The 25,552-nt window shown below is 62.1% G+C and carries 22 protein-coding genes and 3 pseudogenes; 10 read left to right on the top strand and 15 right to left on the bottom strand.

Annotation, left to right across the window (positions count from 1 at the left end; translation table 11 throughout):
• The first annotated feature begins 64 nt into the window (after positions 1 to 64).
• From FB009_RS25530 to FB009_RS25510, 4 genes and pseudogenes are all read left to right on the top strand, one after another.
• Entirely contained in the window at positions 65 to 337 is a 273-nt protein-coding gene (locus tag FB009_RS25530) for a hypothetical protein (RefSeq protein ID WP_011970717.1), read from the top strand.
• 800 nt (positions 338 to 1,137) lie between these two features.
• Entirely contained in the window at positions 1,138 to 1,494 is a 357-nt protein-coding gene (locus tag FB009_RS25520) for a TA system antitoxin ParD family protein (protein WP_011970716.1), read from the top strand.
• Positions 1,491 to 2,132: a hypothetical protein gene (locus tag FB009_RS25515; RefSeq protein ID WP_234837611.1), complete on the top strand. Its 642-nt coding sequence runs from the start codon at positions 1,491 to 1,493 to the stop codon at positions 2,130 to 2,132. Before FB009_RS25520 ends, FB009_RS25515 begins: the two co-directional genes overlap by 4 nt.
• Positions 2,133 to 2,236: 104 nt before the next feature.
• Positions 2,237 to 2,362 (top strand): annotated as a pseudogene (locus FB009_RS25510) (transposase domain-containing protein); the annotation flags it as partial.
• A 486-nt stretch (positions 2,363 to 2,848) separates the two neighbouring features.
• On the opposite strand, the pseudogene FB009_RS33325 reads toward FB009_RS25510, so the two are convergent.
• From FB009_RS33325 to otsB, 4 genes and pseudogenes are all read right to left on the bottom strand, one after another.
• Positions 2,849 to 3,011: pseudogene (locus tag FB009_RS33325) on the bottom strand (universal stress protein); the annotation flags it as partial.
• 125 nt (positions 3,012 to 3,136) lie between these two features.
• A pseudogene (locus FB009_RS25500) lies at positions 3,137 to 4,758 on the bottom strand (ABC-F family ATP-binding cassette domain-containing protein).
• A 253-nt stretch (positions 4,759 to 5,011) separates the two neighbouring features.
• The gene (gene otsA, locus FB009_RS25495) at positions 5,012 to 6,415 is read right to left on the bottom strand and encodes an alpha,alpha-trehalose-phosphate synthase (UDP-forming) (RefSeq protein ID WP_011970713.1); all 1,404 of its coding nucleotides are present in this window, start codon (positions 6,413 to 6,415) and stop codon (positions 5,012 to 5,014) included.
• Between the two features lie 45 nt (positions 6,416 to 6,460).
• Positions 6,461 to 7,258 (bottom strand): trehalose-phosphatase, encoded by a 798-nt coding sequence (gene otsB / locus FB009_RS25490; protein ID WP_011970712.1) that lies wholly within the window; start codon positions 7,256 to 7,258, stop codon positions 6,461 to 6,463.
• A 138-nt stretch (positions 7,259 to 7,396) separates the two neighbouring features.
• On the opposite strand from otsB, the gene FB009_RS25485 reads away from it, so the two are divergent.
• Positions 7,397 to 7,894 carry a group III truncated hemoglobin gene (locus FB009_RS25485; protein WP_011970711.1) on the top strand — a complete coding sequence of 166 codons (498 nt, stop codon included), beginning with the start codon at positions 7,397 to 7,399 and terminating at the stop codon, positions 7,892 to 7,894.
• Positions 7,895 to 7,954: 60 nt separating this feature from the next.
• On the opposite strand, the gene FB009_RS25480 is transcribed toward FB009_RS25485, so the two are convergent.
• From FB009_RS25480 to FB009_RS25455, 6 genes are all read right to left on the bottom strand, one after another.
• Complete coding sequence (locus tag FB009_RS25480) at positions 7,955 to 9,001, bottom strand: Ldh family oxidoreductase (protein WP_018210630.1); 1,047 nt, start codon at positions 8,999 to 9,001, stop codon at positions 7,955 to 7,957.
• A gap of 21 nt (positions 9,002 to 9,022) precedes the next feature.
• A complete protein-coding gene (locus FB009_RS25475) occupies positions 9,023 to 10,525 on the bottom strand; it encodes a tripartite tricarboxylate transporter permease (protein WP_011970709.1) in 1,503 nt (500 codons plus the stop codon).
• A complete protein-coding gene (locus tag FB009_RS25470) occupies positions 10,525 to 11,007 on the bottom strand; it encodes a tripartite tricarboxylate transporter TctB family protein (RefSeq protein ID WP_011970708.1) in 483 nt (160 codons plus the stop codon). The genes FB009_RS25475 and FB009_RS25470 overlap by 1 nt, the downstream gene beginning before the upstream one ends.
• Positions 11,004 to 11,981 carry a Bug family tripartite tricarboxylate transporter substrate binding protein gene (locus FB009_RS25465; protein WP_011970707.1) on the bottom strand — a complete coding sequence of 326 codons (978 nt, stop codon included), beginning with the start codon at positions 11,979 to 11,981 and terminating at the stop codon, positions 11,004 to 11,006. Before FB009_RS25465 ends, FB009_RS25470 begins: the two co-directional genes overlap by 4 nt.
• 61 nt (positions 11,982 to 12,042) lie before the next feature.
• Positions 12,043 to 12,756, bottom strand: a complete 714-nt coding sequence (locus FB009_RS25460) for an RraA family protein (protein ID WP_011970706.1) — start codon at positions 12,754 to 12,756, stop codon at positions 12,043 to 12,045.
• Between the two features lie 7 nt (positions 12,757 to 12,763).
• On the bottom strand, positions 12,764 to 13,750 hold the full coding sequence (locus FB009_RS25455; RefSeq protein ID WP_011970705.1) for a hydroxyacid dehydrogenase: 987 nt from the start codon (positions 13,748 to 13,750) through the stop codon (positions 12,764 to 12,766).
• A gap of 95 nt (positions 13,751 to 13,845) precedes the next feature.
• On the opposite strand from FB009_RS25455, the gene FB009_RS25450 reads away from it, so the two are divergent.
• On the top strand, positions 13,846 to 14,769 hold the full coding sequence (locus tag FB009_RS25450; protein WP_011970704.1) for a LysR family transcriptional regulator: 924 nt from the start codon (positions 13,846 to 13,848) through the stop codon (positions 14,767 to 14,769).
• A gap of 29 nt (positions 14,770 to 14,798) precedes the next feature.
• Here the strand turns inward: FB009_RS25450 and FB009_RS25445 are convergent, their stop codons facing one another.
• Positions 14,799 to 16,868, bottom strand: coding sequence for an ATP-dependent helicase (locus FB009_RS25445; RefSeq protein ID WP_011970703.1), 2,070 nt, complete (start codon positions 16,866 to 16,868; stop codon positions 14,799 to 14,801).
• A 334-nt stretch (positions 16,869 to 17,202) separates the two neighbouring features.
• On the opposite strand from FB009_RS25445, the gene FB009_RS25440 reads away from it, so the two are divergent.
• The 4 genes from FB009_RS25440 (at position 17,203) to FB009_RS25420 (ending at position 21,448) form a co-directional block, all read left to right on the top strand.
• Complete coding sequence (locus FB009_RS25440; protein ID WP_011970702.1) at positions 17,203 to 18,114, top strand: sulfurtransferase; 912 nt, start codon at positions 17,203 to 17,205, stop codon at positions 18,112 to 18,114.
• 17 nt (positions 18,115 to 18,131) lie between these two features.
• Positions 18,132 to 19,346, top strand: coding sequence for a YeeE/YedE family protein (locus FB009_RS25435; protein WP_011970701.1), 1,215 nt, complete (start codon positions 18,132 to 18,134; stop codon positions 19,344 to 19,346).
• Between the two features lie 339 nt (positions 19,347 to 19,685).
• Entirely contained in the window at positions 19,686 to 20,273 is a 588-nt protein-coding gene (locus tag FB009_RS25425) for a DUF6969 family protein (protein WP_011970699.1), read from the top strand.
• Between the two features lie 149 nt (positions 20,274 to 20,422).
• Positions 20,423 to 21,448 carry a sulfate ABC transporter substrate-binding protein gene (locus FB009_RS25420; protein ID WP_011970698.1) on the top strand — a complete coding sequence of 342 codons (1,026 nt, stop codon included), beginning with the start codon at positions 20,423 to 20,425 and terminating at the stop codon, positions 21,446 to 21,448.
• A gap of 63 nt (positions 21,449 to 21,511) precedes the next feature.
• On the opposite strand, the gene FB009_RS25415 is transcribed toward FB009_RS25420, so the two are convergent.
• The 4 genes from FB009_RS25415 to FB009_RS25400 form a co-directional block, all read right to left on the bottom strand.
• Complete coding sequence (locus FB009_RS25415) at positions 21,512 to 22,582, bottom strand: sensor histidine kinase (RefSeq protein WP_011970697.1); 1,071 nt, start codon at positions 22,580 to 22,582, stop codon at positions 21,512 to 21,514.
• Between the two features lie 147 nt (positions 22,583 to 22,729).
• On the bottom strand, positions 22,730 to 24,250 hold the full coding sequence (locus FB009_RS25410) for an FAD-dependent oxidoreductase (protein WP_145162135.1): 1,521 nt from the start codon (positions 24,248 to 24,250) through the stop codon (positions 22,730 to 22,732).
• Between the two features lie 95 nt (positions 24,251 to 24,345).
• Positions 24,346 to 24,675 carry an Atu4866 domain-containing protein gene (locus FB009_RS25405; RefSeq protein ID WP_018011297.1) on the bottom strand — a complete coding sequence of 110 codons (330 nt, stop codon included), beginning with the start codon at positions 24,673 to 24,675 and terminating at the stop codon, positions 24,346 to 24,348.
• Between the two features lie 126 nt (positions 24,676 to 24,801).
• Positions 24,802 to 25,524 carry an SDR family oxidoreductase gene (locus tag FB009_RS25400; RefSeq protein ID WP_011970694.1) on the bottom strand — a complete coding sequence of 241 codons (723 nt, stop codon included), beginning with the start codon at positions 25,522 to 25,524 and terminating at the stop codon, positions 24,802 to 24,804.
• Positions 25,525 to 25,552: the final 28 nt, after the last annotated feature.

The following is a 25,552-nucleotide window of genomic DNA, read 5'->3' as shown; positions in this document are numbered from 1 at the left end:
CAATGTCCGGATCCGGAGGCTCGTCTATTTGTCGGGTTGATTGCAGCGCCGGAATGGAGATTGGATGAGGGCGAGACGACGGAAGGGATCGAGCCGGGGGCTGGCGCTGGTCGCCGCCTTCATGCTCGTCCTGCATTCCGTCGTTCCCGCGTTCGCCGGCCAGGCACCAGACATCCTACCATTCGACGCGTTCGGCAATCCGCTCTGCATTACGGGCGCAAGCCATTCTGACACCCGGCATGGCGGCGGCGATCATGACAAGCTGCCCGAGTGCTGCATTCTTGGATGCGGCATGTCCTCGGCGCTGCCGGATGCACCTACAAGTCGCCGATTTTAACGCCGCGGTCTTCACGCGCTGTCCTGCTTGCGTACTGCGAGTTGTTCGTCCGCAGAAGCGACCATGATCCCGCCAGTCCCTCGAGCCCCGCCGCCGATCGCCCGATGGCGTCGTGCGTGCCTTCGCACGCCGGAAACTGCCTGCCGCAGACCATCGTTCGTCCAGGTGCGGGCTATCGAACTTTGTGAAGCAGGCGGGCGCCGAGTCCGCAAGTCAGTCCCGTCAGCAATGAAGCGGACCCCGGAACTGGTCCGCGCGATCCCCGCCGGCGGGAGCCGGAATCCGACCCAGGAGAGAATTCCGATGCTTAAGAAGCTGTCATTAACCGCCGCCCTGGTTGCCGCTGGCTCGCGAGCGGCGATCCCTCACACCTCGCTCGAAACGAAAGAAGCTCCGGTAAGCGCGAGCTACAAGGCCGTCTTAGGCTGGTAGGCTCAATCCTCTGAGAACGTATGGCCGCGATGAGATCGCCGCTGACCATCACGTGAGACGCGGCTCCCCGAGTAAGCCTCTCCAGCCTACCACATTCACGGTGTCCCCGATGATCGTGTACTCTAGTCTTCTGGCATGTCCGGTGTTGCCGACGACAACTTCCCCGGAGTGCAAGCCGATCCTGTTCCGATGGGCTCCAGACCAGCCTCTGTTCTTTCGTGGTTCCACGATGCGATTTCCGTGAGCACCGTCGCCATCGCTCTTCGTTGTCTGTGGCTTGAGGCTCGTTCCGCCGCGTGCTTATGGCCCTCGCACCTTGTTTTTCAGGTGGCATTTTGCTACCTCTCTCGTCAGGCAGGAGGTTCACTATGGCCCAGTCCGTAAAACTCGCAGACGATGTAATGTCACTGGTGCGCCGGGAAGCCGAGCTTCAGAGCAGGTCCGTCGCAGGGCAGATCGCCCATTGGATAAAGATCGGCCGGGCGATCGAACGTTCCAGCGCTTTCGACTATAGCCGGATCAAGCAGGCGCTCGAGGGCCGGCTCGACACGACCGAACTCAAAGAGGGTGAAGAGGCCGCCTGGCTGGACGAGCTCACCAACAAGATGGCTGAACCGACGGCAGATGAACAAGAGTTCTTCGCTCAGCGCAGGATGTTGGGCCGCGGAGTCGGGTTGGATGCTGGCGGCAACCTCATCTACGCGAAAGATGACGTAGCCCCATGAGACCCAGCCTTGTCCTGCTTGCGGGACCGAATGGCGCTGGCAAGTCTACCCTCTACCAGACCCGCGTTGCTCCACGCTTCGCGGGTCCTTTCGTCAAAGCGGACATCATCCAGCGCAAGGAGATCAAGGACGCCTCCACGGAAGCGTCCTATAAGGCAGCCGAGGTTGCGCGCGACCGTCGGGCGGAGTTGTTTGGCTCAGGCAAGAGCTTTGCGACCGGGACCGTCTTCTCCCATCCATCGAAACTGGAAATCATCGAAGAGGCACGGTCGCGCGGCTACATCGTCATCGTCATGCACGTCGGCGTAGAGAGTCCTGATCTCTCGGTTGCACGGGTCAAAGGGCGGTCGGCGAAGGCGGCCATGACGTTCCGGAAGAGAAGATACGAACACGCTACACCCGTGGACAGCCACTCATCCGCAAAGCCATCCTGCGTTCCGACCGCGGTATGGTTTTCGACAACTCCCGCCTCAACGAGCCCCCTCGTCAGGTTCTTGCATTTGCGAATGGGCGTCTTCTGGAAGCCGCTTACCGACTACCCGACTGGGTACTCTCGGTTTATGCCGACGACCTCCAAGTCCGCTGACGCCCATTTTCTGCGGCCAGCAGGGAGCCTTTCCAGCGTCCATTCCTGTTAGCTCACCTCGTCAGCTTTTCGCTTGATCTACCGGCAACGTGTCGGCAGCCGCATGTCGGTTCCTGATGCGGCAAAGATATCTTTGGACGAGCGCCGTGCGCGTTCGCTTCACGCGTCGAGCCGTTAGCCTGGTTGCGCCACGTCCTCACCGAATTGCCTCAGCGTGCCGACTTCGCCGATATCACCGACCTGCTGTCCTTCAACTTCCCCAAAACCACCACTGCCGGCTGATCCAGCGCGACGCTTTCCCAATTAAACGCCGAAAGGCGGCGCCAACGTGCGGGGAAAATCGCGCTTACTGTCGATTCAAGCCGTCATGCAGAAGATCGCTCGATGGCAGGTTTCGGCTCAACAGCCCCAGCGAGCCTCTAAGCGGGAACGGAAAACGACGCCGCTATAGCTACTCGGCACCGGAGCATCTTCGTGTAATCCGCCTTGTATTCCATTGGCTTGCTTACTCGACCTCTATTCTTCACGCCTAAATAGCACGTCGTGAATATCCTTACATCAGAAAGTGCAACACCTCAAAGTCGGTTGGACGGCCGATAATGGCTCTTATCGGCCACCGCCTCTCATCACCTGCTAAGCGATTGACCGCCTTATGCGACATTGGCGGACATTTTCTCGTTTTATGCGAAACTGACGGACAAATCGATTGGCTTTCGCACCCGTACGCGAAGCATGCTATGCGAAACGGGCGGACATCTTTCGGTCTGGCTACTTGGTGACACCGCGGAATACCTTTTCCCGAAGGCGTGAACGCCCGTAGGCGCCCATGACGATAAGATCCGCCGAAGTTGTCCAGTGCATGCTGATTGGGAACGTCCTCGACCTCACGCCCGCCGCTGGGAACCCGATCGACCGACACTTTTATACCGTGGTGCCCGGTTCCTCCCCATCTTCCGCCGAGGCGGCTCTTACTGAGGCGATTTCAAGGATGTCTTATCCTCGGCCGTTGTCTCTAACGTCGGGAGAAGCTGCTTCCGCTCGGTGGCGGCGCAGCCGTCACCCGCGCAGACCCGGCGCCTCTTGTCCGGTGCGCTCGACATATTCGCTGTAACCGCCGCCATACTGATGGATGCCGTCAGGCGTCAGCTCCAGCACGCGATTGGAAAGTGCCGACAGGAAACGGCGGTCGTGCGAGACGAACAGCATGGTGCCCTGGTAAGCCGAGAGCGCCTGGATCAGCATTTCCTTCGTATCGAGGTCGAGGTGGTTGGTCGGCTCGTCCAGGACGAGGAAGTTCGGCGGGTCAAACAGCATTGCGGCCATGACCAGCCGTGCCTTCTCTCCGCCGGAGAGGGACCGGCATCGCTTCTCGACGTCATCGCCCGAAAAGCCGAAACAGCCGGCCAGCGCCCGGAGTGGCGCCTGTCCGGCCTTGGGAAAGCGGTCCTCCAGCCATTGCAAAATGGTGCTCTCGCCGTCGAGCAGATCCATGGAATGCTGGGCGAAATAGCCGAGCTTCACGCTGGCGCCGAGTGAAACGCTGCCCCTGTCCGGTGTGGTTGTGCCGGTGGCCAGCTTGAGCAGCGTCGACTTGCCGGCGCCGTTGACGCCCATGATGCACCAGCGTTCGCGCCGGCGCACCATGAAGTCGAGACCCTCGTAAATGGCGCGGCTGCCATAGGCCTTGTGGACATTCCTGAGATTGACGACGTCTTCGCCGGAGCGCGGAGCCGGCAGGAATTCGAAGGAGACGGTCTGGCGACGACGCGGCGGCTCGACGCGGTCGATCTTGTCAAGCTTCTTCACCCGGCTTTGAACCTGCGACGCGTGCGAGGCGCGGGCCTTGAAACGCTCGATGAATTTGATCTCCTTGGCGAGCATCGCCTGCTGACGCTCGAACTGGGCCTGCAATTGCCTTTCGTTCAGCGCCCGCTGCTCCTCATAGAAGCCGTAATCGCCGGAATAGGTCGTCAACGCGCCGCCGTCGATTTCTACGATCTTGGTAACGATCCGGTTCATGAACTCCCGATCGTGCGACGTCATCAGCAGGGCGCCGTCATAGCCCTTCAGGAAGTCTTCCAGCCAGATCAGGCTTTCGAGATCGAGATGGTTGCTCGGCTCGTCGAGCAGCATGACGTCCGGACGCATCAGGAGGATGCGGGCGAGCGCCACGCGCATCTTCCAGCCGCCCGACAGCTTGCCGACGTCGCCGTCCATCATTTCCTGGCTGAAGCTGAGACCGGCGAGAACCTCGCGCGCACGCCCCTCGAGCGCATAGCCGTCGAGCTCCTCATAGCGGGCCTGCACTTCGCCGTAGCGCTCGATGATCGCATCCATTTCATCCATGCGGTCCGGGTCCGACATGGCCGCCTCGAGCGCCCGCAGCTCCGCCGCCACGGCGCTGACTGGGCCTGCCCCTCCATCACCTCCGCGACGGCCGACCGGCCGGACATCTCGCCGACATCCTGATCGAAATAGCCGATCGTCACGCCCTTTTCGACGGAAACCTGTCCCTCGTCGGGTTCCTCCTCACCGGTGATCATCCGAAAGAGGGTCGTCTTTCCCGCCCCGTTCGGGCCAACGAGCCCGATCTTTTCGCCGCGATTCAACGCGGCTGAAGCTTCGATGAAGAGTATGCGATGGCTGTTGGACTTGCTGATATTTTCGACACGGATCATAGGAAGGGGAGCCTGGTTGGGTGCGGGCACCCCTATGCCACGGGCCGGCGCCGCTGTCACGCCATGCTAGCGCACCTTTCCGTCCCGGGTTCAATATCCCTGTTCGATACGGCTGGCCGGCTTAAGCGCCTTTCCTGCGATGCGGGTCGGAGCGTATGGCGGCGTGCGTGAGGCCGGCATTTGCCGGCTGCCGCCACCTTCTGCGCAATGGGCGGACAGCCTCAATCTGCCATAGGAGAAGGCATCGGGCCTCTCATGCAGGTTCAGAACCCGGCTGACCGGCCGATACCGTCAGGTCGTCGAGAAAATCCCGGCACCAGCGTGAAACGTCGTGTTCCAGCAGGTGATCCATCATCGACTTCCAGCGATCCTTCCGCTCGTCCAGCGGCATGCTGAGCGCCCGCGCCATGGCAAAGGCGGTACCCTCTATGTCATACGGGTTGACGAGCAGAGCGCCTCTCAGTTCGCGAGCAGCTCCGGCAAAGCGCGAAAGTACAAGCACGCCTGGGTCCTCGGGGTCCTGCGCGGCTACATATTCCTTTGCGACGAGGTTCATCCCGTCTCGAAGCGGCGTCACCAGGCCGACTTTGCCGAACCGGTAAAGACCGGCAAGAATATGTCTGCCGACCGAGCGGTTGATGTATCGAATGGGAACCCAGTCGACCGCGCCGAGCGCGCCGTTCACCCGGCCGGCCTGTTCGGCCACGGTGCGCTGCATGGCTTCGTATTCAGGCACTTCGGAGCGGGACTTCGGCGTAATCTGCAGATAGGTGACACGCCCCTGCTGAGCCGGATTGGCCAGGACGAAACGCTCGAACGCATCGATGCGCTGCGTGATCCCTTTGGAATAGTCCAGGCGATCGACACCTATGATGAGGTTGCGGTGCTCGATGCTTTCGCGCGCTTTTCTGACGGTCTTGTTGGTCATCGCCTTTTTGGCGAATTCGGCAAAGGCCGCGGTCTCGATGCCGATCGGATAAACGCCCCCCTTGAACACACGGCCATAGGCACTGAAGCGGCCCCCGCCAAGTTCATCGCCGATGCCTTCCCGTCTGAGGCAGCCGGCGAAGTTCTCAAGGTCATGATCGGTCTGAAAGCCGACGACGTCGTAATGCGACAGGCCGCGCATGATTTCCTCGTGAACGGGCATGGTGAAGAGCACGTCGGCAGGCGGCCAGGGAATATGAAGGAAAAAGCCGATGCGGTTCTTCAAACCCATCTGGCGCAGTTCCGCGGCGAGAGGAATCAAGTGGTAGTCATGCACCCAGATGATGTCATCCGGTTCGACGAGCGGCGCCAGCCGATGGGCGAAGAAGCGGTTGACGCGGAAATACCCCGCCATCTCCTTGCGACCATATTCCGCGAGATCCAACCGATAATGGCAAATCGGCCAGAGAACCCTGTTGGCGAAGCCATGGTAATATTCTTCGACATCGGTATCGGTCAGATCCGTGAGTGCATAGGTGATATTGCCTTGGCGCAGTTGAGCCATGGGCTGCGGCTCGTGTTCGCCGCTCGACTGCCCCGACCAGCCCATCCATATGCCGCCATGCTCTTCAAGGGCCACTTTCAGCGCGACCGCCAACCCGCCGGCGGGCGCAATGCCACCCTTGTCCGGAACGGGCACACGATTGGAAACGATTACGAGACGGCTCATGCCGAACTCCTTTCATGCAGGAATATAGGTCAGGTGCTCAAACAGTCAGGAGGCCAGGGCGGCGATGATGCCGCGCAGCGCCTCGGCAGAGCGGGTGGAACCGAGCGCTTCGCTCGCAGGCAAGTGTGGTCCGATGCGTATCGAATAGCCTCCGAGACGGTTGGCCGCGCGAAACATCGCTTCGTCGGTGACATCATCCCCGATCGCAATCGGGCGTCTGCCTGCAAAGGGGGGCTTGGCCAGGAAGGCCGATATTGCCTTGCCCTTGTCGGCACTGGCCGGACGGATTTCGATCACCATCTTTCCCTGCTGGACGGTCCAGTTCGGTCCGGCGCGGATCAACGCTCGCTCCATCACCAGTTCGACGTCGTCCTTTCTGTCCGGCGCAAGCCGGTAATGGGCGGCGACTGCCGCCCCCTTGTCCTCGATGAAAACGCCCGCCCAGCTGGCGGTATCGGCCACGAGATCGGCCTTCAGCCGCTCGAACTCTGCCGTCGCCGTGGCCTTGTGCAGTTGACCGTCCGGATCGCGGCGCTCGGCGCCGTGAAGTCCTGCAATGGGAAAATGCGACAGCGAGAAGAGCTGGTCGGCGTAGTCAAGACTGCGGCCGGTCACGAGCGCGAGCGCACCGTCGAGCTTTTTCGACAAGGCGTCGAGATCGGCGGGCAGCGAAGGCGGTACGGTAATAGCGTCCGGGGTTTCCGCAAGGTCGAGCAATGTCCCATCGATATCGAGGAACAGGGCCCAGCTTTGCAAATCTGTCGAGAGAGCGGAGAGGATGAAATCCTCTCCTGAAACCACGTCCGGTTTCGCGGTGCTGAGAAGTTGCTCCTGGCTCACCATGAGGTCATGTCTACATCAGGCTGCTTTGTCAGCCAACCCCATCTTTCCAGGATTCAGACAGATTGCCGCAAGAGACGATTGAGCCCTTGGTCCGGCAGGCGCAAAACCTATATGAGAGCGGCAGAGCCGGAGTTTGAAATGGCTGACGAAATGCAGAGCCGCACGATCCATGCCGCTGCGATCCGGGAACGGGCGGAAGCGGAAATGAAGGCCATGGGTGTCGATGACGCGTTCATCAGCACTCTGGTCGACACGTTCTATGCCCGCGTGCTGGCACATCCGGAACTCGGACCCATCTTCGACGCAAGGCTATCGGGACGCTGGCCCGAGCACATGGAGAAGATGAAAAGCTTCTGGTCCGCCGTGGCCTTCCGCAGCGGTGCCTATGGCGGCAAACCGGTTCAGGCGCATCTCGGCGTTGCCAATCTGACGCCGGAGCTTTTCCCGAAATGGCTGGAGCTCTTTGCTGCGACGCTCGACGATATTGCGCCGAACGACGAGGCGAAGGCCTGGTTCATGGAAACGGCGGAGCGTATCGCCCGAAGCCTGACGCTCTCGCTGTTCTATAATCCGGCGCTCGACGACCCGGCGCTTGTGCCTGGCGCGAATGCGAGCGCTTCGGCTCGCAAGGTCTAGGGCGGCACTGCTCTCAAGATTTCAGCGGATCGACCTACAGGCACCCGATCTCAAGCCCGGCTACAGTCTGAGCTCTCCGAGATAGGTGACGGAGAGCCCCCGAAGCGTATCGACGATGTCACGCGGAACACCGATGCCGTCCCGAGCACGTCTTTCGGCCCCTATGGCCTCCATTTCTCCCGGCATAAAGACCGGACCGCCGTCGGCCGACGGCATTGCCTTGATGTTGGCGACTACGCTGTCGACACTCGACTTGAAGAGTTCCGGCGAAATGAATCGGCTGACGTCGAAAGCGATCATCAGATGTCCGGTGCGGGAGGGGCCGGAAATGTCGGTGATATTCTTCACCTCGCCGGTCAGCCCCGTACCGGTCAGGACGCCGGTCAGAAGATCGATGATCAGCGACAGGCCGGCCCCCTTCGGTCCTCCGATAGGAGCAAGGCTGCCCTTCAGCGCGGCATGCGCGTCTTCGGTCGGAAGCCCCCGATCGTCATAGGCCCAGCCCAGAGGGATCGGCTTGCCGGTGAGCGAGGCGAGGCGGATCTTGCCGCGAGCGACCAACGAGGTCGACATGTCCAGTATGATCGGCCGCTCGGCGCCGGCGGGGATTCCGAAGGCGATCGGATTGGTGCCGATCAGCGGAATGCGGGTATTGAAGGCCGTCATGGCGGGGGAGGAGTTCGTCAACACGATCCCCACCATGCCGGCGCGCGTCGCCCGTTCGGCAAAATAGGCGGCAACGCCGAAATGATTGGAATTGGCAATGCCGATCACCGCGCTGCCTGCGGATTTTGCCTTCTCGATCGCAATCTCCATTGCCGTCATGCCGGCGATCTGGCCGAAGCCGTTGCCTGCGTCGAGCAGGCCGCTTGCCGGCGCTTCGCGGATGAGCCTCATCTGCGGATCGATCTCCATGACGCCGGCACGGATACGATCCAGATAGGAACCCAGCCGCGCGACGCCATGAGAAGAAACGCCGCGCAGATCGGCGTAAACAAGCGTATCGGCGACGGTTGCCGCCGGTTGCGGGCGCATACCGGCAGCTTTGAGGACGTCTTCGGTGAAGCCTCGCAGCGCTTCAGCCTCAAGGATGACATGATCTGACATGTTTTTTCCCGCTATGGGCCTTCAGGCGGCAGCCGTTTCCCGGCGGCTGCGGAGGAAGGACAGGACGATGGGTGCCGTGAGGGCGATGAAGGCGAGTACAAGCAAGCTTGCTGAAATCGGCCTTGCGACGAAGACCGAGAGATCCCCCTGCGACATGGTCATGGCCCGGCGGAACTGCTGCTCGGCGAGGGGTCCGAGGATCATGCCGATGATCACGGGGCTGGTCGGAAAATCGTAGCGCCGCATGAAGAAGCCGGCCAGCCCGATGGCATAGAGCATGACGAGGTCGAAGACCGAACGGCTGATGCCGTAGGTGCCTACGGTCGCGAAGAGCAGGATGCCGCCATAAAGATAGGGCGTCGGAATGCGAAGGATCTGCACCCAGAGCCCGACGAGCGGCAGGTTCAGGATAAGCAGCATCACGTTGCCGATATAGAGGCTGGCGATCAGCGTCCATACGAGATCGGCGTGGCTGGTCAGGAGTTGCGGACCGGGGTTGATGCCATAGCTCTGGAAGGCCGACAGCATGACGGCGGCCGTCGCCGAGGTCGGAATGCCGAGCGTCAGCAGCGGCACGAAGACGCCGGCTCCCGCCGCATTGTTCGCGGCTTCCGGACCGGCGACGCCCTCAATGGCCCCGTGGCCGAATTCTTCCGGATGTTTCGAGAGCTTCTTTTCGACGAAATAGGAGAGAAAGGTCGGAATCTCGGCCCCCCCTGCGGGCATCGCACCGATGGGAAAGCCGATCAGCGCGCCGCGGATCCAGGCTTTCCAGGAGCGTGCCCAGTCCTGCGCCGTCATCCACATGGAGCCCTTCACCGGAATGATCTCTTCCGGGGAGGAGCGGTAGCGGGTGGCGAGATGCAGCGTCTCGCCGACCGCAAAAAGTCCGACGACGACGATGATCACGTCGATGCCGTCCAGCAGGTCGAGCGCGCCGAATGTGAAGCGGGCCTGGCCTGATTGCAGATCCACACCGACGAGGCCGAGCAGGAGGCCGAGGCTGAGACTGGTAAGTCCTCGTATGACGGAATTGCCCAGCACGGCGGCGACGGTGACGAAGGACAGAACCATCAGCGCGAAATAGTCTGCCGGCGCGAAGGCGAGCGCCAGCTTGACGACCACGGGCGCGAGGAGGCTCAGACAGACGACGCCGATCGTGCCGGCGACAAAGGAGCCGATCGCAGCAGTCGCAAGGGCTGGCGCGCCGCGGCCGTTACGGGCCATTCGGTTGCCTTCCAGCGCGGTCACGATCGAGGCGCTTTCACCGGGCGTGTTGATGAGGATCGAGGTCGTCGAGCCGCCGAACTGCGAGCCGAAATAGATGCCGCCGAAGACGATGAACGCCGCGGCCGGATCGACCTGGAAGGTTATGGGCAGCAGAAGTGCGATGGTCAGCGCGGGACCAAGACCCGGCAATACGCCGATGAACGTGCCGAGCGTGACGCCGAGGAGCGCCCATAGCAGGTTCATCGGAGAGAGCGCGGAGCCGAAGCCGCCGAGAAGCGCATTGAGGGTGTCCATCAGAACAAGTCCTCGATGAAGCCGCCGCCAATCCTCAGATCAAGCATGCGGGCAAAGCCGTAATAGGTGGCAAGGGCGAGTGCGAAACCGATCAGCACCGACAGCCAGAGGCGGCGCGCACCGAAGGCCCTTGCCGTGAAGGCGAACATCAGCGTCGATGCGAGAATGAAACCCGCGCTCTTGATGAGCAGGACGTTCACGATCATGCCGCAGGCCAGAATGCCGAGCGGTACGAGATCGAGACCGGGTGCTGCGGGATCGGTCGCTTCGCAGTCCCAGGGCGCGCGGCTCGCCTCCAGCAGAAGCAGCAGGCCGCAGGCAATGAGAAGCAGCCCGACGCCGAAGGGAAACGACCGCGGGCCCACGGCGGCGACGCCGGGTCCGACCGGTATCGTCGTCGCAGTCCACATGACCGCCGCCCCGACCGCCAGCACGATCAGGGAGACGATGACGAGCTGTGGGCGTGCCGCGAGCGCTTTCATTTCGCCAGGCCGAGGTCCACGAGAACGCTGCGCGTGGCGATCGTATCCTTCTCAAGATAGGCCGCGAATTCGGCCCCCGGCAGGAACTGATCGCTCCATCCGCGTGTGGCGAGCTGGTCCTTCCAATCCCTGGTCTGGACCATCGTGGTCGTGAGGTCGATCAGCGCCTTGACCTCGTCGTCGCCGATGTTCGGCGCGCCGAAGACGCCGCGCCAGTTGGAGATCGTGACGTCGACGCCCTGTTCCACAAGCGTCGGAACCTCGATGCCGGACACGCGTTCCGGCGCGGAAATCGCGATCGCCCGCAAATTTCCGGCTTTGATCTGCTCCGCGAATTCGCCGTAACCGGAAATGCCGCAGGAGACCTGGTTGCCGAGAAGGGATGCCATGGCCTCGCCACCGCCGCCGGTATAGGCGACATAGGAGAGATCGCCGAGCGCGACACCGGCCGCCTTCGCGATCATGCAGGCAAAGATGTGGTCGGTGCCGCCGGGCGCTCCGCCGGCCCAGGTCACAGACCTTGGATCCTTCTTCAGCAGTGCCACGAAGTCGGTCAGGTTCTGTACAGGGGAAGCGGACGGGACGACGAGCACCTGGTACTCGCCGGTCAGTCGCGCCACCGGCTTCAGCATCGTCAGGTCGACCGGCGTGTTGTTGGTAATGGTGGTGCCCACCATGATGGCGCCGGCGACGAACAGCGCATCGGCTTCGCCGTCATACTGGTTGATGAACTGCGGCAGACCGATCGTACCGCCGGCGCCGCCGGCATTGGTGATCCGCGAATTGCCGATGAGGCCGTTCTTCTTCATGACCTCGTCAATAACGCGGCCGGTGAGGTCCCAGCCGCCGCCGGGCGAACCGGGGATGAAGATGTCCATCGATTCAAAAGTCGCAGCCAGGCTGATGCGAATACCTGCGAAACCCGCCATTGCGACGCCGGCCGTGCCGGCGAGAAATCCACGTCTGCTGATCATTATGTCGTCTCCTCCAGATGAGCCGGCTTTCCCAGCGCCGGCATATGTGTATTTCCAGTTTTCAGACCGGGCAGCCCTTTTGCCGCAACAAGGTGTTGAAACGGTCCCAGTCCGGCTCGCCGGTCCTGTTCTTTTCATTGATGGCGCGTTCGCGCTCGGCATGGGCGCGGCATCTGGCGAGCAGGCTTTCAGCGTCCGCTGCCGGCACGGCCACCACACCATCCGCATCCGCCAGAATCAGATCGCCCGGCATCACCGACAGGCCCGCACAGGCCACCGGCACGTTAAGTGCACCGGGACCTTCTTTGCTCGGGCCGCGATGCACATTGCCGCGCGCGAAGGCACCAACGCCGCCCTCCTTCCACTCGGCGACATCGCGAAGCGCGCCGTCGAGCACGAAAGCGGCGATGCCGCGAGCAAGAGCGCTGGTGCGCATCAGACCGCCGATGACCGCAGTCGAGAGATCGCCGCCGCCGTCGATGACGATCACATCACCCGGCTCGGCCGTCATGATGGCAAGGTGGATCATCAGATTGTCGCCAGGACGGATACGGACCGTGAGAGCCGGTCCGGCAATCGTCGCCGGTTGTTCGCCATGATAGGCGATAAGCCCGCGGGCGCCAGTATGGCGGCCCATGCAGTCGCTGGCATGGGGCACGGGGACGGAACGATAGGCCTCGATCAGTTCCGTCGAGAGATGCGATTGGCGCGGGTTGACGACGAAGCCTGCCGGCCACGCGGCGGCAGGAGCATCTTTCGCGAGAGAGACTGTCATGGAAAACTCACTTTGCTTCGACGGTGCGGTGTTCGAGAACCGCCGGGTTGACGAGAAGACGGCGATCGACCTTGCCGTCGATCAGGACGTCGAGCACGTTGCGCGCTGCGCTGATCGCAACGCCATCAAGCGCGACGTCGGTGCTTCCGCCCATATGCGGAGTCATCACGATCTGCGGCAGAGAAAGGAACGGATGGTCGGCGGGGAGGGGTTCATCGGCGAAGGTGTCGAGACCTGCACCGGCAAGATGTCCGGAAAGAACGGCCTCGGCCAATGCCTTTTCGTCGATCAGGCCGCCACGCGCGGTATTGATCAGGATTGCGCCCGGCTTCATCCGCGCCAGCCGCGGCGCGGTGATCATGTTGCGGGTCTCCGGCGTCAACGGGCAATGAAGCGAAACGAGATCGCTTTCCTGCAGGAGTTCGTCCAGCGTCTCGGTCCAATCGACCCCGGTCGTGGAACGGTCGCGCGCATGGGGGTCGAAGGCGATGATCCGCATGTCCATTGCCCTCAGAATTTCCGCTACCCGCCGGCCGATCGCACCGAAGGCGACGATCCCTGCCGTCTTGCCGGCAAATTGCAGGCCGTAGGCAGAGCGATTCCACTGGCGGGCGCGAATCGAGGCGTCTTGCGTCGTGATTTTGCGGGCCACCGAAAGGGCGAGGCCGACGGCAAGTTCGGCGACCGATTTGCCATTCGCGCCATCGGCAATCAGCACCGGCACTCCGCGCCGGGTGGCGCTTTCGATATCGACATTATTATAGCCGACACCGTGGCGGGAGATGACGCGCAGGGCAGGTGCCGTCTCGATCATCATTGCCGGTAGCGCCAAGGTGCGGGAGATGACGGCATCGAAGGGAGTCGACCGCAGACTTTCTGCGAGTTCCGCTTCCGTGCCTTCCTTAAGAAAGGAGACCGCGCAGCCGGCTTGCTCGAGCAGGGCCAGCCCCGGCGTAGCAAGCGTCTTTGCGGTCATCAGAACCTTTGGCCCCATCGTCTTCTCCCATCCGTGAGCATGCCTCTATTGACACTCGGTGATACCGCTGGTCAAATTCATAAAATTCCTGAAAACATATCCAAGGGGAATGAATGGAGCTGCGGGACCTGCAATATTTCGAAGTCATCGCAACGACGGGCCATATCGGCCGTGCCGCCGAGAAACTCGGCCGCACCCAGCCCGCGCTGAGCAAGTCGGTGCGACGCATCGAAAGCGAGATCGGCACGAAGCTGCTGGTCAAATCCGGTCGCGGCGTGGCGCTGACGACCGCCGGCAGGGTCATGCTGGAGCGCGCGCGCAGTCTGCGCATGTCGGTAGAGCAGAATCTTCGGGAGATGGCGGACATCGCCAAGGGTGCGGTCGGCAATGTCCGCGTGGGGTCGGGAGCGACGACAGCCGAATACCTGTTGCCGCTCGTCTGCAGCCGTATTCTCCGGGAGGCGCCGGGCATCAAGTTTGAGATCAGCATCGGCATGAACGACGTGCTGCGCACCGCGCTCAACGACGGAAAAGTCGATATCGTCGTCGGCCCGGTTACGAAGGGCGATGAGTCGAACTACACCGTCCATCGTCTGGGTGAGGATTCCGTCGTCGTGGCGGCGGCCCGTGGTCATCCGCTCACGCGCAAGAAGGCGACGATTGCCGATCTGCAGGACTACGGCTGGGTTCTGCCGGCCCGCTCGGTCGTGACCCGGCAATGGATCGATGCGGCCTTCGCCTCACGCGATCTGAGCGAACCCGATGTCGCTATCCAGACCAACAACATTTCGCTCTCGCCGCGGCTGATCGCGCCGACCGACCTTCTGACATTCATTTCCCGGCGCAATCTCGGCCGGGGACGCGTCGGGGAACCGCTCGTCGAGATCAGCCTGCCGGAGACGACAATGCACCGCGAGGTGGTCGCAGTGCATCGCAATTCAAGCTACATGCCGCCCGCCGTCGAACGGTTCATCGCCATCTTGAAGCAAGAGGCAGGGCCGGCGCTCGAGGCAATTCCGGAATTCGAATTGTCGTGACGTCCTTCCGGACCGGGGGTGCGGCCCTCTCACTTCCACATCGACCGCATCCGGGCTCCGACATCCACTCGGATTTGTCGGGCACTTCGGTCGCCGGCATTCGCGGTGACCTTCGGCCAGCTCGTCGTTTCGAAAAACTGAAGGAGCGTGGCTGGGATGAACCGGGTCCGCGAAGCGTAGACGTGACGGTCACCCAGTGCATTTTGTCCCCCCGTGAAAAATCTCTGCGGCGTCAGAAGGTCCAGACTGTCCCGCGCCCGCGTCATGCCGACGTAAAGCAAGCGGCGCTCTTCTTCGAGCTCGGCCGTCGTGCCGGCCGCGAGGTCGGAAGGAATGCACCCGTCCACCACGTTCAGCATGAAGACGGAGCGCCACTCCTGGCCCTTGGCAGAATGGATGGTTGATAGGACCAGATAGTCTTCGTCGAGAAGCGGTACGCCGGCCTGGTCGCTGGTGGCGTCCGGCGGATCCAACGTAAGTTCCGTAAGGAATCGCTCGCGATTGGGATAGCCGGAGGCGATCTGCTCCAGCTGCAGCAGATCCGCTTTGCGCGTTCCGGCATCCTCATGGATGCGGTCGAGGTGCGGTTCGTACCAGGCCCGGGCGGAAGCGATTTCTTCGGGCCATCCGACGCCGGCTTTTCTCAAGGTCGACAGCAGAGTTACGAACTCGGTCCAATGATCCCCAGTTTTCGGCGGAGATGGAATTTCGGTGAGCGAAAAGAGCGGTTCGGGATCGGCGGCTATTGTGTCGAGGATCTTTCCGGCCGTCTGAGGGCCAACTCCCGGAAGCATCTGGAGAAGGCGGAAGCCGGCGACGCGGTCGCGTGGGTTCTGCGCAAAACGGAGAACGGCCAGCAGATCCTTCACGTGAGCGGCATCGAGAAACTTCAGACCGCCGAATTTCACGAAGGGAATGTTGCGGCGTGTCAATTCCACTTCCAAGGCTCCGCTGTGGTTCGATGACCGGAACAGTACCGCCTGTTGCTTCAGCGGAACGCCAAGGTCGCGGTTTCCCAGAACCTGCTCCACGATGTAGTTGGCCTGATCGGCCTCATCCTTGACCGAAACGAGCCGCGGCCGCTGTTCCGACTGCCTGTCCGTCCAGAGGTTCTTGGTGAAACGCTCGCGGGCGAGGTCGATGACGCCGTTGGCAGCCGCGAGGATCGGCTGCGTCGAGCGGTAATTGCGCTCGAGTGTGATCACGTCAGCGGGCGCCGGAGAAAACGCTTTCGGAAAGTCGAGAATGTTGCGGATCGTCGCCGCCCGGAAAGAATAAATCGACTGCGCATCGTCGCCGACCACCGTGAGCCCCCGGCCGGCGGGCTTGAGGGACAGCAGAATCGAGGACTGAAGGCGGTTCGTGTCCTGATACTCGTCGACCAGGATATGGTCGAAGCGCGTGCCGACATCCTCGGCGAGTCCCGGATCGGACACCATTTGCGCCCAGTAGAGCAGGAGATCGTCATAGTCGAGAACGTTCTGCGCCTGCTTGGATTCCACATAGCCCGCGAAGAGCTGCTTCAGCTGCTCCTCCCACGCCGATACCCAGGGATAGGAGGACTTGAGAACCTCGGAGATCGAGCTCTCGGAATTGACCACGCGCGAATAGATGGCAAGGCAGGTGTTCTTTGTCGGAAAGCGGCTTTCGGTCCGTGAAAAGCCGAGTTCGTGGCGTATGAGATTCATCAGGTCTGCGGCATCTTCCCGGTCGTGAATGGTGAAATCCACGTTTACGCCTATCTGCTCGGCATAGATGCGAAGGAGCCTCGCGCCGATCCCGTGGAAGGTCCCGGCCCAGGTCAAGGCGTCGCCGATGGCGGCGGCTTGGTTCCCAAGCACCTGCCGACAGATGCTTTTTACGCGACGGGTCATTTCGTAAGCGGCGCGGCGGGAAAAGGTCATGAGCAGGATACGGCGTGGATCTGCGCCGTTGACGATCAGGTGGGCGACGCGATGGGCGAGCGTATTGGTTTTTCCTGAACCTGCGCCTGCGATGATGAGCAGCGGCCCACCGATTTCACTGCTTGGGCGACCGATCCCATGTTCCACCGCCTCCCTCTGGCGGTCATTGAGCTTTTCCAGATAGGCAGGGTTCATGGGGCCTCTTTGTCAGGGATAGCTTCTGCTCGTGAAGATTGAATGCGAACGGCTGGCACTGCGTCCGAAATCTCGGCAACCGACAGCCTTGCGGCGTCCGGCCGCGCCGTCAGAACGAAAACGGAACATAAACAAGTCTCCGCCCATTGAAAAGGGAGCTTGACCACGAAGACGCCCCGACATACGCATCGCGGCCTCGAATGAAACCTCTTTCCTTCGAGCTCCGGTGAACAGGACGAATTTTCCAATAGTGACGCGATCCCCCGTCGCTCATGTCCTGACTCTGCGCCCACCGTGCGGTAGAAATCCGCAACTGAATACGGGAGCTTCATCAATGCGCCTTGCATCATTGGCATTCACGCTGACTGTCCTCGCCTCCTCCGCTCTGGCCGCCGAGGTCAAACCGCTCGTCGACGCCGAATGGGTCAAGGCGAAGGCCGGCGACGAAAACGTGGTTATCCTCGACATCCGCGACAAGGTCGCCGAGACCGAGCTGGGCGACAAGCCCTACATCGAGGGAGCGGTGGTCGCGCCCTATGCGAGCGCCGGCTGGCGCACCGAGGTGGACGGCGTCCCCGGCATGCTGCCGCCGCTCGAGCAGATCACCAAGCTGATCGGCGATCTCGGCATCGACAATGACGATCACGTCGTCATCATACCCTGGGGCACCGATTCGAGCGAATTCGGAGGCGCGACCCGCATCTATTGGACCTTCAAATATCTCGGTCATGACGAGGTTTCGATCCTCGATGGCGGTTGGCGGCAATACGACGCCGCCGGCGGCGCGCGTTCCGCGGAGCCGGCAAAGCCTGAACCGGCCACCTTCGCCGCCGAGCCGCAGGAAGAGCTGCTGGCGACGACCGAGGAAGTCGCCGCGGCGCTCGAAGCCGGCAAAAAGCTCATCGACGGTCGCCCGGCCGAGCAATACGAGGGCAAGTCGAAGAGCCCGATCGTGCGCGCCAACGGCACGATCCCGGGCTCAGCCAATATCGAGCATTCCAAGCTCTACAGCAAGGACCACGCCCTCTTTGCGCGACCCGAGACGGTGAAGGCGCTGACCGAGGCGGTGGGTCTGGCCGCGGATGAGGAGAACATCACATTCTGCAACACCGGTCACTGGGCATCTGTCACCTGGTTTGCCCTTTCCGAGGTACTGGGCAACAAGAAGACGAGCATGTATGACGGTTCGATGGCCGAATGGACGGCCGACCCGGCGCGTGCGGTCGAGAACAAGTCGGGCACCTGAAGGCGCCGGGATCCGAAATGACTGATATTTCCCTTGATCGTTCGCGTCATTTGCCGCCAGTGACGGTCGACCGTGCCCCGGCGCTCGTCGCCGGATGCGCGCTGCTCGGCGGCTTTCTCGCGATTGCGCAGCTGGTCGATCTGCGGCAGGCGGCGCTCTTCGCCGTCGGCGCGCTGCTGGGGGTCGCCCTTTATCACGGCTCCTTCGGTTTTACCGGTGGTTGGCGGCGTATGGTCGTCGAGCGCCGCGGCCGTGGCATCCGCGCGCAGATGCTGATGATCGGTGTGGCGGCAGTTGCCATGATCCCGCTGATCTCGGCAGGTAGCCTCGGTGGCCAGCCACTCGTCGGCGCGCTGGCGCCGGTAGGGGTCTCGGTGCTCGTCGGCGCTGCCCTGTTCGGGCTCGGCATGCAACTCGGCGGCGGCTGCGGCTCGGGCACATTGTTCACCGTGGGCGGCGGCTCGGCGCGCATGCTCGTCACGCTCGCCTTCTTCATCGTCGGCGCGCTGATCGGTACGGCGCATCTACCGTGGTGGCTGACGCTCCCGTCCTTCGGCACGATCGATCTCGGCCGGCAGCTTGGGACCGGCGCTGCCATACTGGCGACGCTTGCCGGCCTAGGGGTTGTTTCGCTGCTAACTGCCCTGGTCGAACAGCGGGCCCACGGCGATGTAGAGCGGGAGCCGGCACCCTCGCGCCAGGGCTGGACATGGGTGCTATACGGCCCTTGGCCTTTGGTCGGAGCGGGGCTGCTCATGGCTCTGCTCAACATTGCGACGCTGCTGCTCGCCGGCCATCCCTGGTCGGTTACCTTTGGCTTCGGCCTGTGGGGCGCCAAGGCGGCGCAGATCGCCGGCGTTCCGGTCGCCGATTGGGCGTTCTGGAACTGGCCGGGCCCGCGAACGGCGCTCAACAGCAGCGTGCTCGCCGACATCACCTCGGTGATGAATTTCGGCATTATCCTCGGCGCAGCAATTGCGGCGAGCCTCACCGGTAAATTCGCGCCGAAGGCGAAGATCCCGCTCGGCTCCGTACTGGCGGCCGCTATCGGCGGTCTGTTGATGGGCTACGGCGCGCGGCTTTCCTTCGGATGCAATATAGGTGCGCTGTTTTCCGGCATCGCTTCGGGTAGCCTGCACGGGTGGCTGTGGTTTGCGGCTGCCTTTGTCGGTTCACTCGCCGGTATCTGGATGCGCCCGCTGTTCGGGCTCGAGGGGCTCGCGAGGAAATGACGGCCAGGAACACGCTCCTTTTCGGTGCAGCACTGGCGGCGGCGACAGCAGCCGTCGCCGTCGACCATTACACGCACCCCGTTCCACCCGCGCAGGCCGCGGTGGCCTCCGGCTCGGCCGGAAGCGCGCCGCCTTGCGCCGCAGGAGCCCCTTGCGCCGCTGCCGCCCCGTTGGCGCCAGCTCCAGCGCCCGCGACGACTTCCGCACCTTGCGCTGCCGCAGCCCCGTGCGCGGCCGCGGCGCCCAAGCTCGCGCCTCCCCCGCCGCCGATTCCGCTTCCGGAGGGACGTAAAAAGCTTCCGCCGCCTCCGCCACCCCTTCCGCTGCCGGTCCAGGGAAATGGCTGAGAACGCGAGAGAGCTAGCCCGGCGCGAGATCGCCTTCTGCGAGAGCCTGCTCGCCAAGGGCGGGCTCAGCGTGCTCACGGACACCTTTCGCGATACCACTGAAATCAGGGCGTGGGACCATTATCCACCGGGTGATGTGTTCGATCCGGCCAGTGGCTCGCAGTGGTTCTACCACTGTCACCCGGCTGAAGAGGGCGCCGAAGAACACGGTCATTTCCACTGCTTCCTGCGCCCTCGAGGCCCGGAGGGACCAATACACCATCTCGCAGCGGTCGGGGTCGACGCGCGCGGGCGCCTCCTTCGCCTTTTCACGGTAAACCAGTGGGTGGTCGGCGACGATTGGCTCGATGCGGAAGGCACGATCGCGCTTCTGCCGCGTTTCGACGTGCAGATGCCGCGGCCGTCCTATCTCGTGAACCGCTGGCTCACGGCTGTTTTCGCCGCCTGGGATGAGGAGATAGCCGGACTGATCCGCGAACGTGACCGCGCACTTGCCACGCACCGCCCAGCCGAAGGCGTGGAAGCGCGCCAGGACCGGGTGCTGGAGGTCATTTCCGAGCTCAAGCTCGCGGCCGGGTAGGTATCTCGCAGACTGAGTTTGTCCAGCTCGAAGCCAGCCAGCTCCACGGCGGTTGGTTGGCACGGCGGTTCGAGAACCTGTTATGTATTTGCATTACAACCGAATTGCTGTGAACTTGCCATTTTGGCGGGCTGATCATGGAGGCCATTATGGGAGCGCGTGTATTTGTCGGGATCATGTTCGGCGTGATTTCGGTCGGAGCCCTGCAAGTCGGCTTTCTCGGTGCCGCTGTCGCCGGCACGACGATCGTGAACGTTTCCTATGACTCGACGCGAAAACTCTACAAGGAGTTCAATGCTGCGTTCGCTGAAAAATGGGAGACGGAGACCGGCGAGAAGGTGACGATCGACATGTCGCACGGCGGTTCGGGCAAGCAAGCGCGATTGGTGATCGATGGCCTCGAAGCGGATGTGGTGACACTGGCGCTCGAAGGCGATATCGATGCCATTGCTCAGGCGACCGGCAAGCTTCCCCCGGATTGGAGAACACGCCTCGAGAACAATAGTGCGCCCTACACATCGACGGTCGTTTTCCTGGTTCGCAAGGGCAATCCGAGAGGCATCCGGGATTGGGGCGATCTGACGAAGGAGGGCATCCAGGTCGTCACGCCGAACCCGAAGACCTCGGGTGGCGCGCGCTGGAACTTCCTTGCAGCCTGGGCCTGGGCGCGGGATGCAAACAACGGCGACGAGGCCAAGGCGCAGGAATATGCGGCGGCGCTTTTCAAGCAGGTTCTCGTTCTCGACACCGGCGCGTGGGGAGCGATGACCACTTTCGTCCATCGCGGGCTCGGCGACGTGCTGCTCGCCTGGGAGAATGAGGCCTATCTCGCGCTCGATGAACTCGGCCCCGACAAGTTCGAGATCGTGACACCGTCCATATCGATCAGGGCCGAGCCCTCCGTGGCGCTCTTGGACGGGAATGTCGACAGCAAAGGCACCCGCAATGTTGCCGAAGCCTATCTCGGCTACCTCTACAGCGACGTCGGCCAGAAGATCGTCGCCAAGCACTACTATCGGCCGTTCAAGCCCGAGCTGGCCGACCCCGCGGACTCGGCACGCTTTGCCGATCTCAAACTGGTCACCATTGGCGACTTCGGCGGTTGGCAGGAAGCCCAGCCGAAGTTCTTCGACGATGGGGGGATTTTCGACCAGATCTATAAGCCGGGCCGATAGACATCCTATGCAGCCGCGTTCGCGCGCGGCCTTATGATGCGCGGTGCTCGGACGCTCGCGCGCCTATACGGAGTCGTTCCGGAAACGAATCGTTGCGCGTGTGCCTTGACCCGGCGTGGAGATCACCTGGAGATCAGCCCTGGAATTTTCGCGAAGCGACTGCGCGATCAACTCGCCAAGCTTGCCGTGTTTGGGCCAGGTCTCTCCGTCCGGGAAACCTATTCCGTCGTCCGCAACGATGACACGGTAGCCATCATCCTCAAAAGTGCTTCGCAGCGTGATTACTCCTCCTTCGCGGCCGTTGAAAGCATGCTTGAGCGCGTTGGTGAGCAGCTCGTTGACGACCAGTCCAGTTGGCATGGCGACGTTGACGGAAACCGGATAGGGATCGATTTTCATGTCGAGGCTGACCCCATCGCAGGCGTTCGAGGCCATGACGGCAGCTGCGATCTGACCGATATAGGTGCCGAGATCGACTTCCTGGCTGCTGTCGCCATTAGCCATGGCGTCATAAAGGGTGGTGAGTGCTTCGACACGGCCCGCCAACCTTTCGAAAGAGCGCGTGTCGGGAGGCGGGTTGCCGCGAGCTTCGAGACGGATGAGCGCCGTTATCATCTGAAGATTATTCTTCACACGATGCTGCAGCTCCCGAAGCAGGAGATCCTGCTCCTTAATGCGACTTTCGAGCTCCTCGCGTTCGGTCTGCTTGTGCTCGGTAACATCCACAAGTGCGACGAGGCGGAAGCACGGCGTTCCTTCGTCGTCTTCGACCACATTTGAATAGACGTCGAGCAGGGCGGTCGAGTCTCCCGCATTCCTTTTGTAAGTTCCGATGCGGTCGGTCCCGGCAGTAACGGCTTGACCGAGCGATGCTCCCTCCTGTGCGGCCGCGGGCACTGCTTCAAGCACGGCCCATTCCTGGTTCTCGACCTCCGCCACCGCCAATCCCGAGAGCCTCTCGAATTCGGGATTCGCGTAGATTATCCGTTCGCCCCCGCTACCGATTCTGGAGATCACGAGAGCGATCGGCACTTGATCGAGAAATCGTTTGAACTGTTTGTTTTCGAGAGCTTCCACGAGGTCGGAATTGCCGAGAAGCCGATCGACTTGTTCAGGCACATTATCGGAGGTCATTTCGAGTCCCCACGTTGGAAATCAAGTGTAGCAGAAACAGCGATGGCGGGGAGCCAAAATGCGCGGGGGCGAGGTATCGGCGTGCGCGGCACAGGAAGCGCCATTCCAGAAGCGGAATGAGGAAAGTGTCCTGGACGCCTGCAGCGGCTATTTCAGGTCAGACAAGGGAGACACAGCCGGCCCGTTGAGAGCTGTGCCGTCGAAGGCAAAATGCGATCCGTGACACGGGCAGTCCCAGCAGCGCTCGAGGGAGTTCCAGTGCACGTGGCAGCCGACATGCGTGCAGGATGCCGAACGTTTGTAGAGTGTGCCATCCTCGTCCCGATAGGCAGCGATTTTGGTGAGCCCTTCGCGGACGATGGCACCTTCACCCGGCTGCAGCTTTTCCACCGCATCGATTTCGCCAGGCGCGACATATTCGGCGAAATTCTTGATCGCCGTCGCGTTTTCCACGAGATAATCGCGGAACGCCCGTGCGGTCTTGCGGGAAGGGTTATAAGCCTCGCGCCAAGGGCTGTCGCCGTTACGAACGAGATCACGGATCACAAGAGAGGCAACCACACCGTGGGTCATGCCTTCGCCGGAGTCGCCGGTAACGACGAACACTCTGTTGTTGCCGGGATTGAGCCCGATAAAGCCGGTGTAGTCGATGGTTTCCATCACCTGCCCCGACCATCTGTGCGTTTCGGCGCCGAGATCGGGCACCAGGCTTCTGACCCAGGCGCCCAGCCTCGCAAAGCGCTCGCCGGCATCGTCGACGGCGCCGGTTTTATGGTCTTCACCGCCGACGATGAGAGAGTCCGTTTCTCCATCGCCGGGTTGCAGGCGAACATAGTGATAAGGGTCTTCGGTATCCCAGTAGAGAGCGTCAGGGACGACACCGCGCGCGATCTCGAACGACATGGCATAGGTTCGGTAGGGTGCCTGTTTGGTATGGAGGGCGACACGGTCGTTGATCGGAGAATTTGTAGCAACGATCGCCCATTTTCCAGTGACGACGAAGCCGGAAGTTGTTGCAACGCGGACCCCGCTCTCGGTTTCCTCGACCTTTTCCACCACGGTGTCGGCGAAAAGCGCGCCACCGCGCGCGCGGACTGCGACGGCCAGCGCGCGCAGATATTTGAGCGGGTGGAATGTCGCCTGACCGGCGTAGCGCAGAGCGGGGGAGGCGGAAAACCCCGCAAAGGGCAGACCGGTGGTTCGTTCGACGGCGACGCCGATTTGGAGTGCGGCGTCGAGTTCGCGTTCGAGGTCGGCTTCCTGCGTTGCGGATGATGGAAAAAGGAATCCATCGACGCGCCTGAAATCGCAAGCGACACGCTCCGTCTGTTGGATCGCTTCAATGCGGTCGATTGCGGCCGATTGGCTCTCGTAAAAGAGCCGCGCCAGGTCATGCCCTCGCAATTCGATGAGCTTGGAAAAATAGTCGTCGCAGATCGATGTCAGATGCGCGGTCGTGCGGGCCGTCATTCCGCTGCCGATAGGACCGCGATCGATGACGGCCACTTTCTGGCCCGCGAGCGCGAGTTCGTAGGCTACCGACAAGCCGGCGATTCCGGATCCGATAACCGCGACATCGACTTGCTCATCCCGGGTGAGTGGCGCGGCGTCAGGCGCAACTTCCACCGCCGCCCACAGGGAAACCGTTCTTTCAGCGCTCACATTCATGGCGGAATTCTCCGAAACCGACACCCGCTAAATAGAGGCAAGAACGCAAAAGTTCCGCTTGACGCGCTATACGGCGGCACTCGGGACTTTCCGGATCAAGGAAGGGCGCGCTGTTCCGGTCGGCGATAGAGAATCATGCCGGCGTGATGCAGCACGCCCGCAATGAAATCTCCATCTGCGGTGAAACCTGTGTCATCCCAATATTCGATATGCGTGCCCGTGACTTCGTAACGTCCTTCATAGGCGCGTTCACGCGTACCGCGCGCCTCGACATAGCGCCCGTTCGGCAGGAGTTCATGCCGGATATAGTTGTCTTCCGTGACCCACAGCCCGACATAGGAGTGGTTGGCCTCAGAACCGGACTCTCCGGCGTTTACGGACTGGCTTAGCAGTGCAGCGGTCATCAAGGTTGCAAAGCTACGCATGTCAATCTCCTCATTTCCAAGGGTTCAATAATTAGGTCGTGGCGGCGGCCGACCGAGCTCTGTTCCGCGCCGGTCAGGCGGCCCGGAAGAGACTGCGGGAAACCGACGGGGTCGGCTCGCGCCGGATCAGTTGCTCGATGCGGTCGGCCTGATCGTGATCTCGCTGGTGTCGACGCTCGCCGGAGCCTCGATCACCTGCCGGATCGCACGCGCGATATCGGCCGGCTGTAACGCGATGGCGCGATAGGCGTCCATCGCTGCCATGGTGTCTTCGTGGGTGATGGTTTGCGCAAGCTCGCTCTCGACGACGCCGGGGTTCACACAGGTCACGCGAATGTTGCTGCTCTCCTGGCGTAGCCCGTCGGATATCGCGCGAACGGCAAACTTCGTCGCACAATAGACCGCGGCCGTGGGGACGACCGACAGAGCGCCGATGGAACCGATGTTGATGATCTGTCCGCTATGCTGTGCCGTCATGACCGGCAACACCGCGCCGATGCCCCAAAGCACGCCCTTGATGTTCACGTCGACCATGTGCTCCCATTCGTCTAGCTTCAGGGCCGAAAGCGGCGAGAGCGGCATGACGCCGGCATTGTTCACCAGAACGTCGATGCGGCCCCATGTCTCAACTGCGCTCTTCGCAAAGGCTGCCATCGACTGACGATCGGTCACGTCCAGTATCTGCGCCCTGGCGGTTCCGCCTGCGCTCCTGATGTCTTCGGCAATGGCCTCGATACGGTCCAGGCGGCGCGCACCCAACAATAATCTCGCTCCGGCTGCGCCAAGCTCCCGGGCGATGCCCTCGCCGATACCACTGGATGCGCCGGTGATCAGAATGACCTTGTCCATGCTGTAACTCCGTTCGTTGCTTACACGG

This window comes from Sinorhizobium medicae, assembly GCF_007827695.1.
Classification (GTDB): domain Bacteria; phylum Pseudomonadota; class Alphaproteobacteria; order Rhizobiales; family Rhizobiaceae; genus Sinorhizobium; species Sinorhizobium medicae.
Note: the sequence above shows the minus strand (reverse complement) of the source record. Positions and strands in the feature narration are given on the sequence as shown.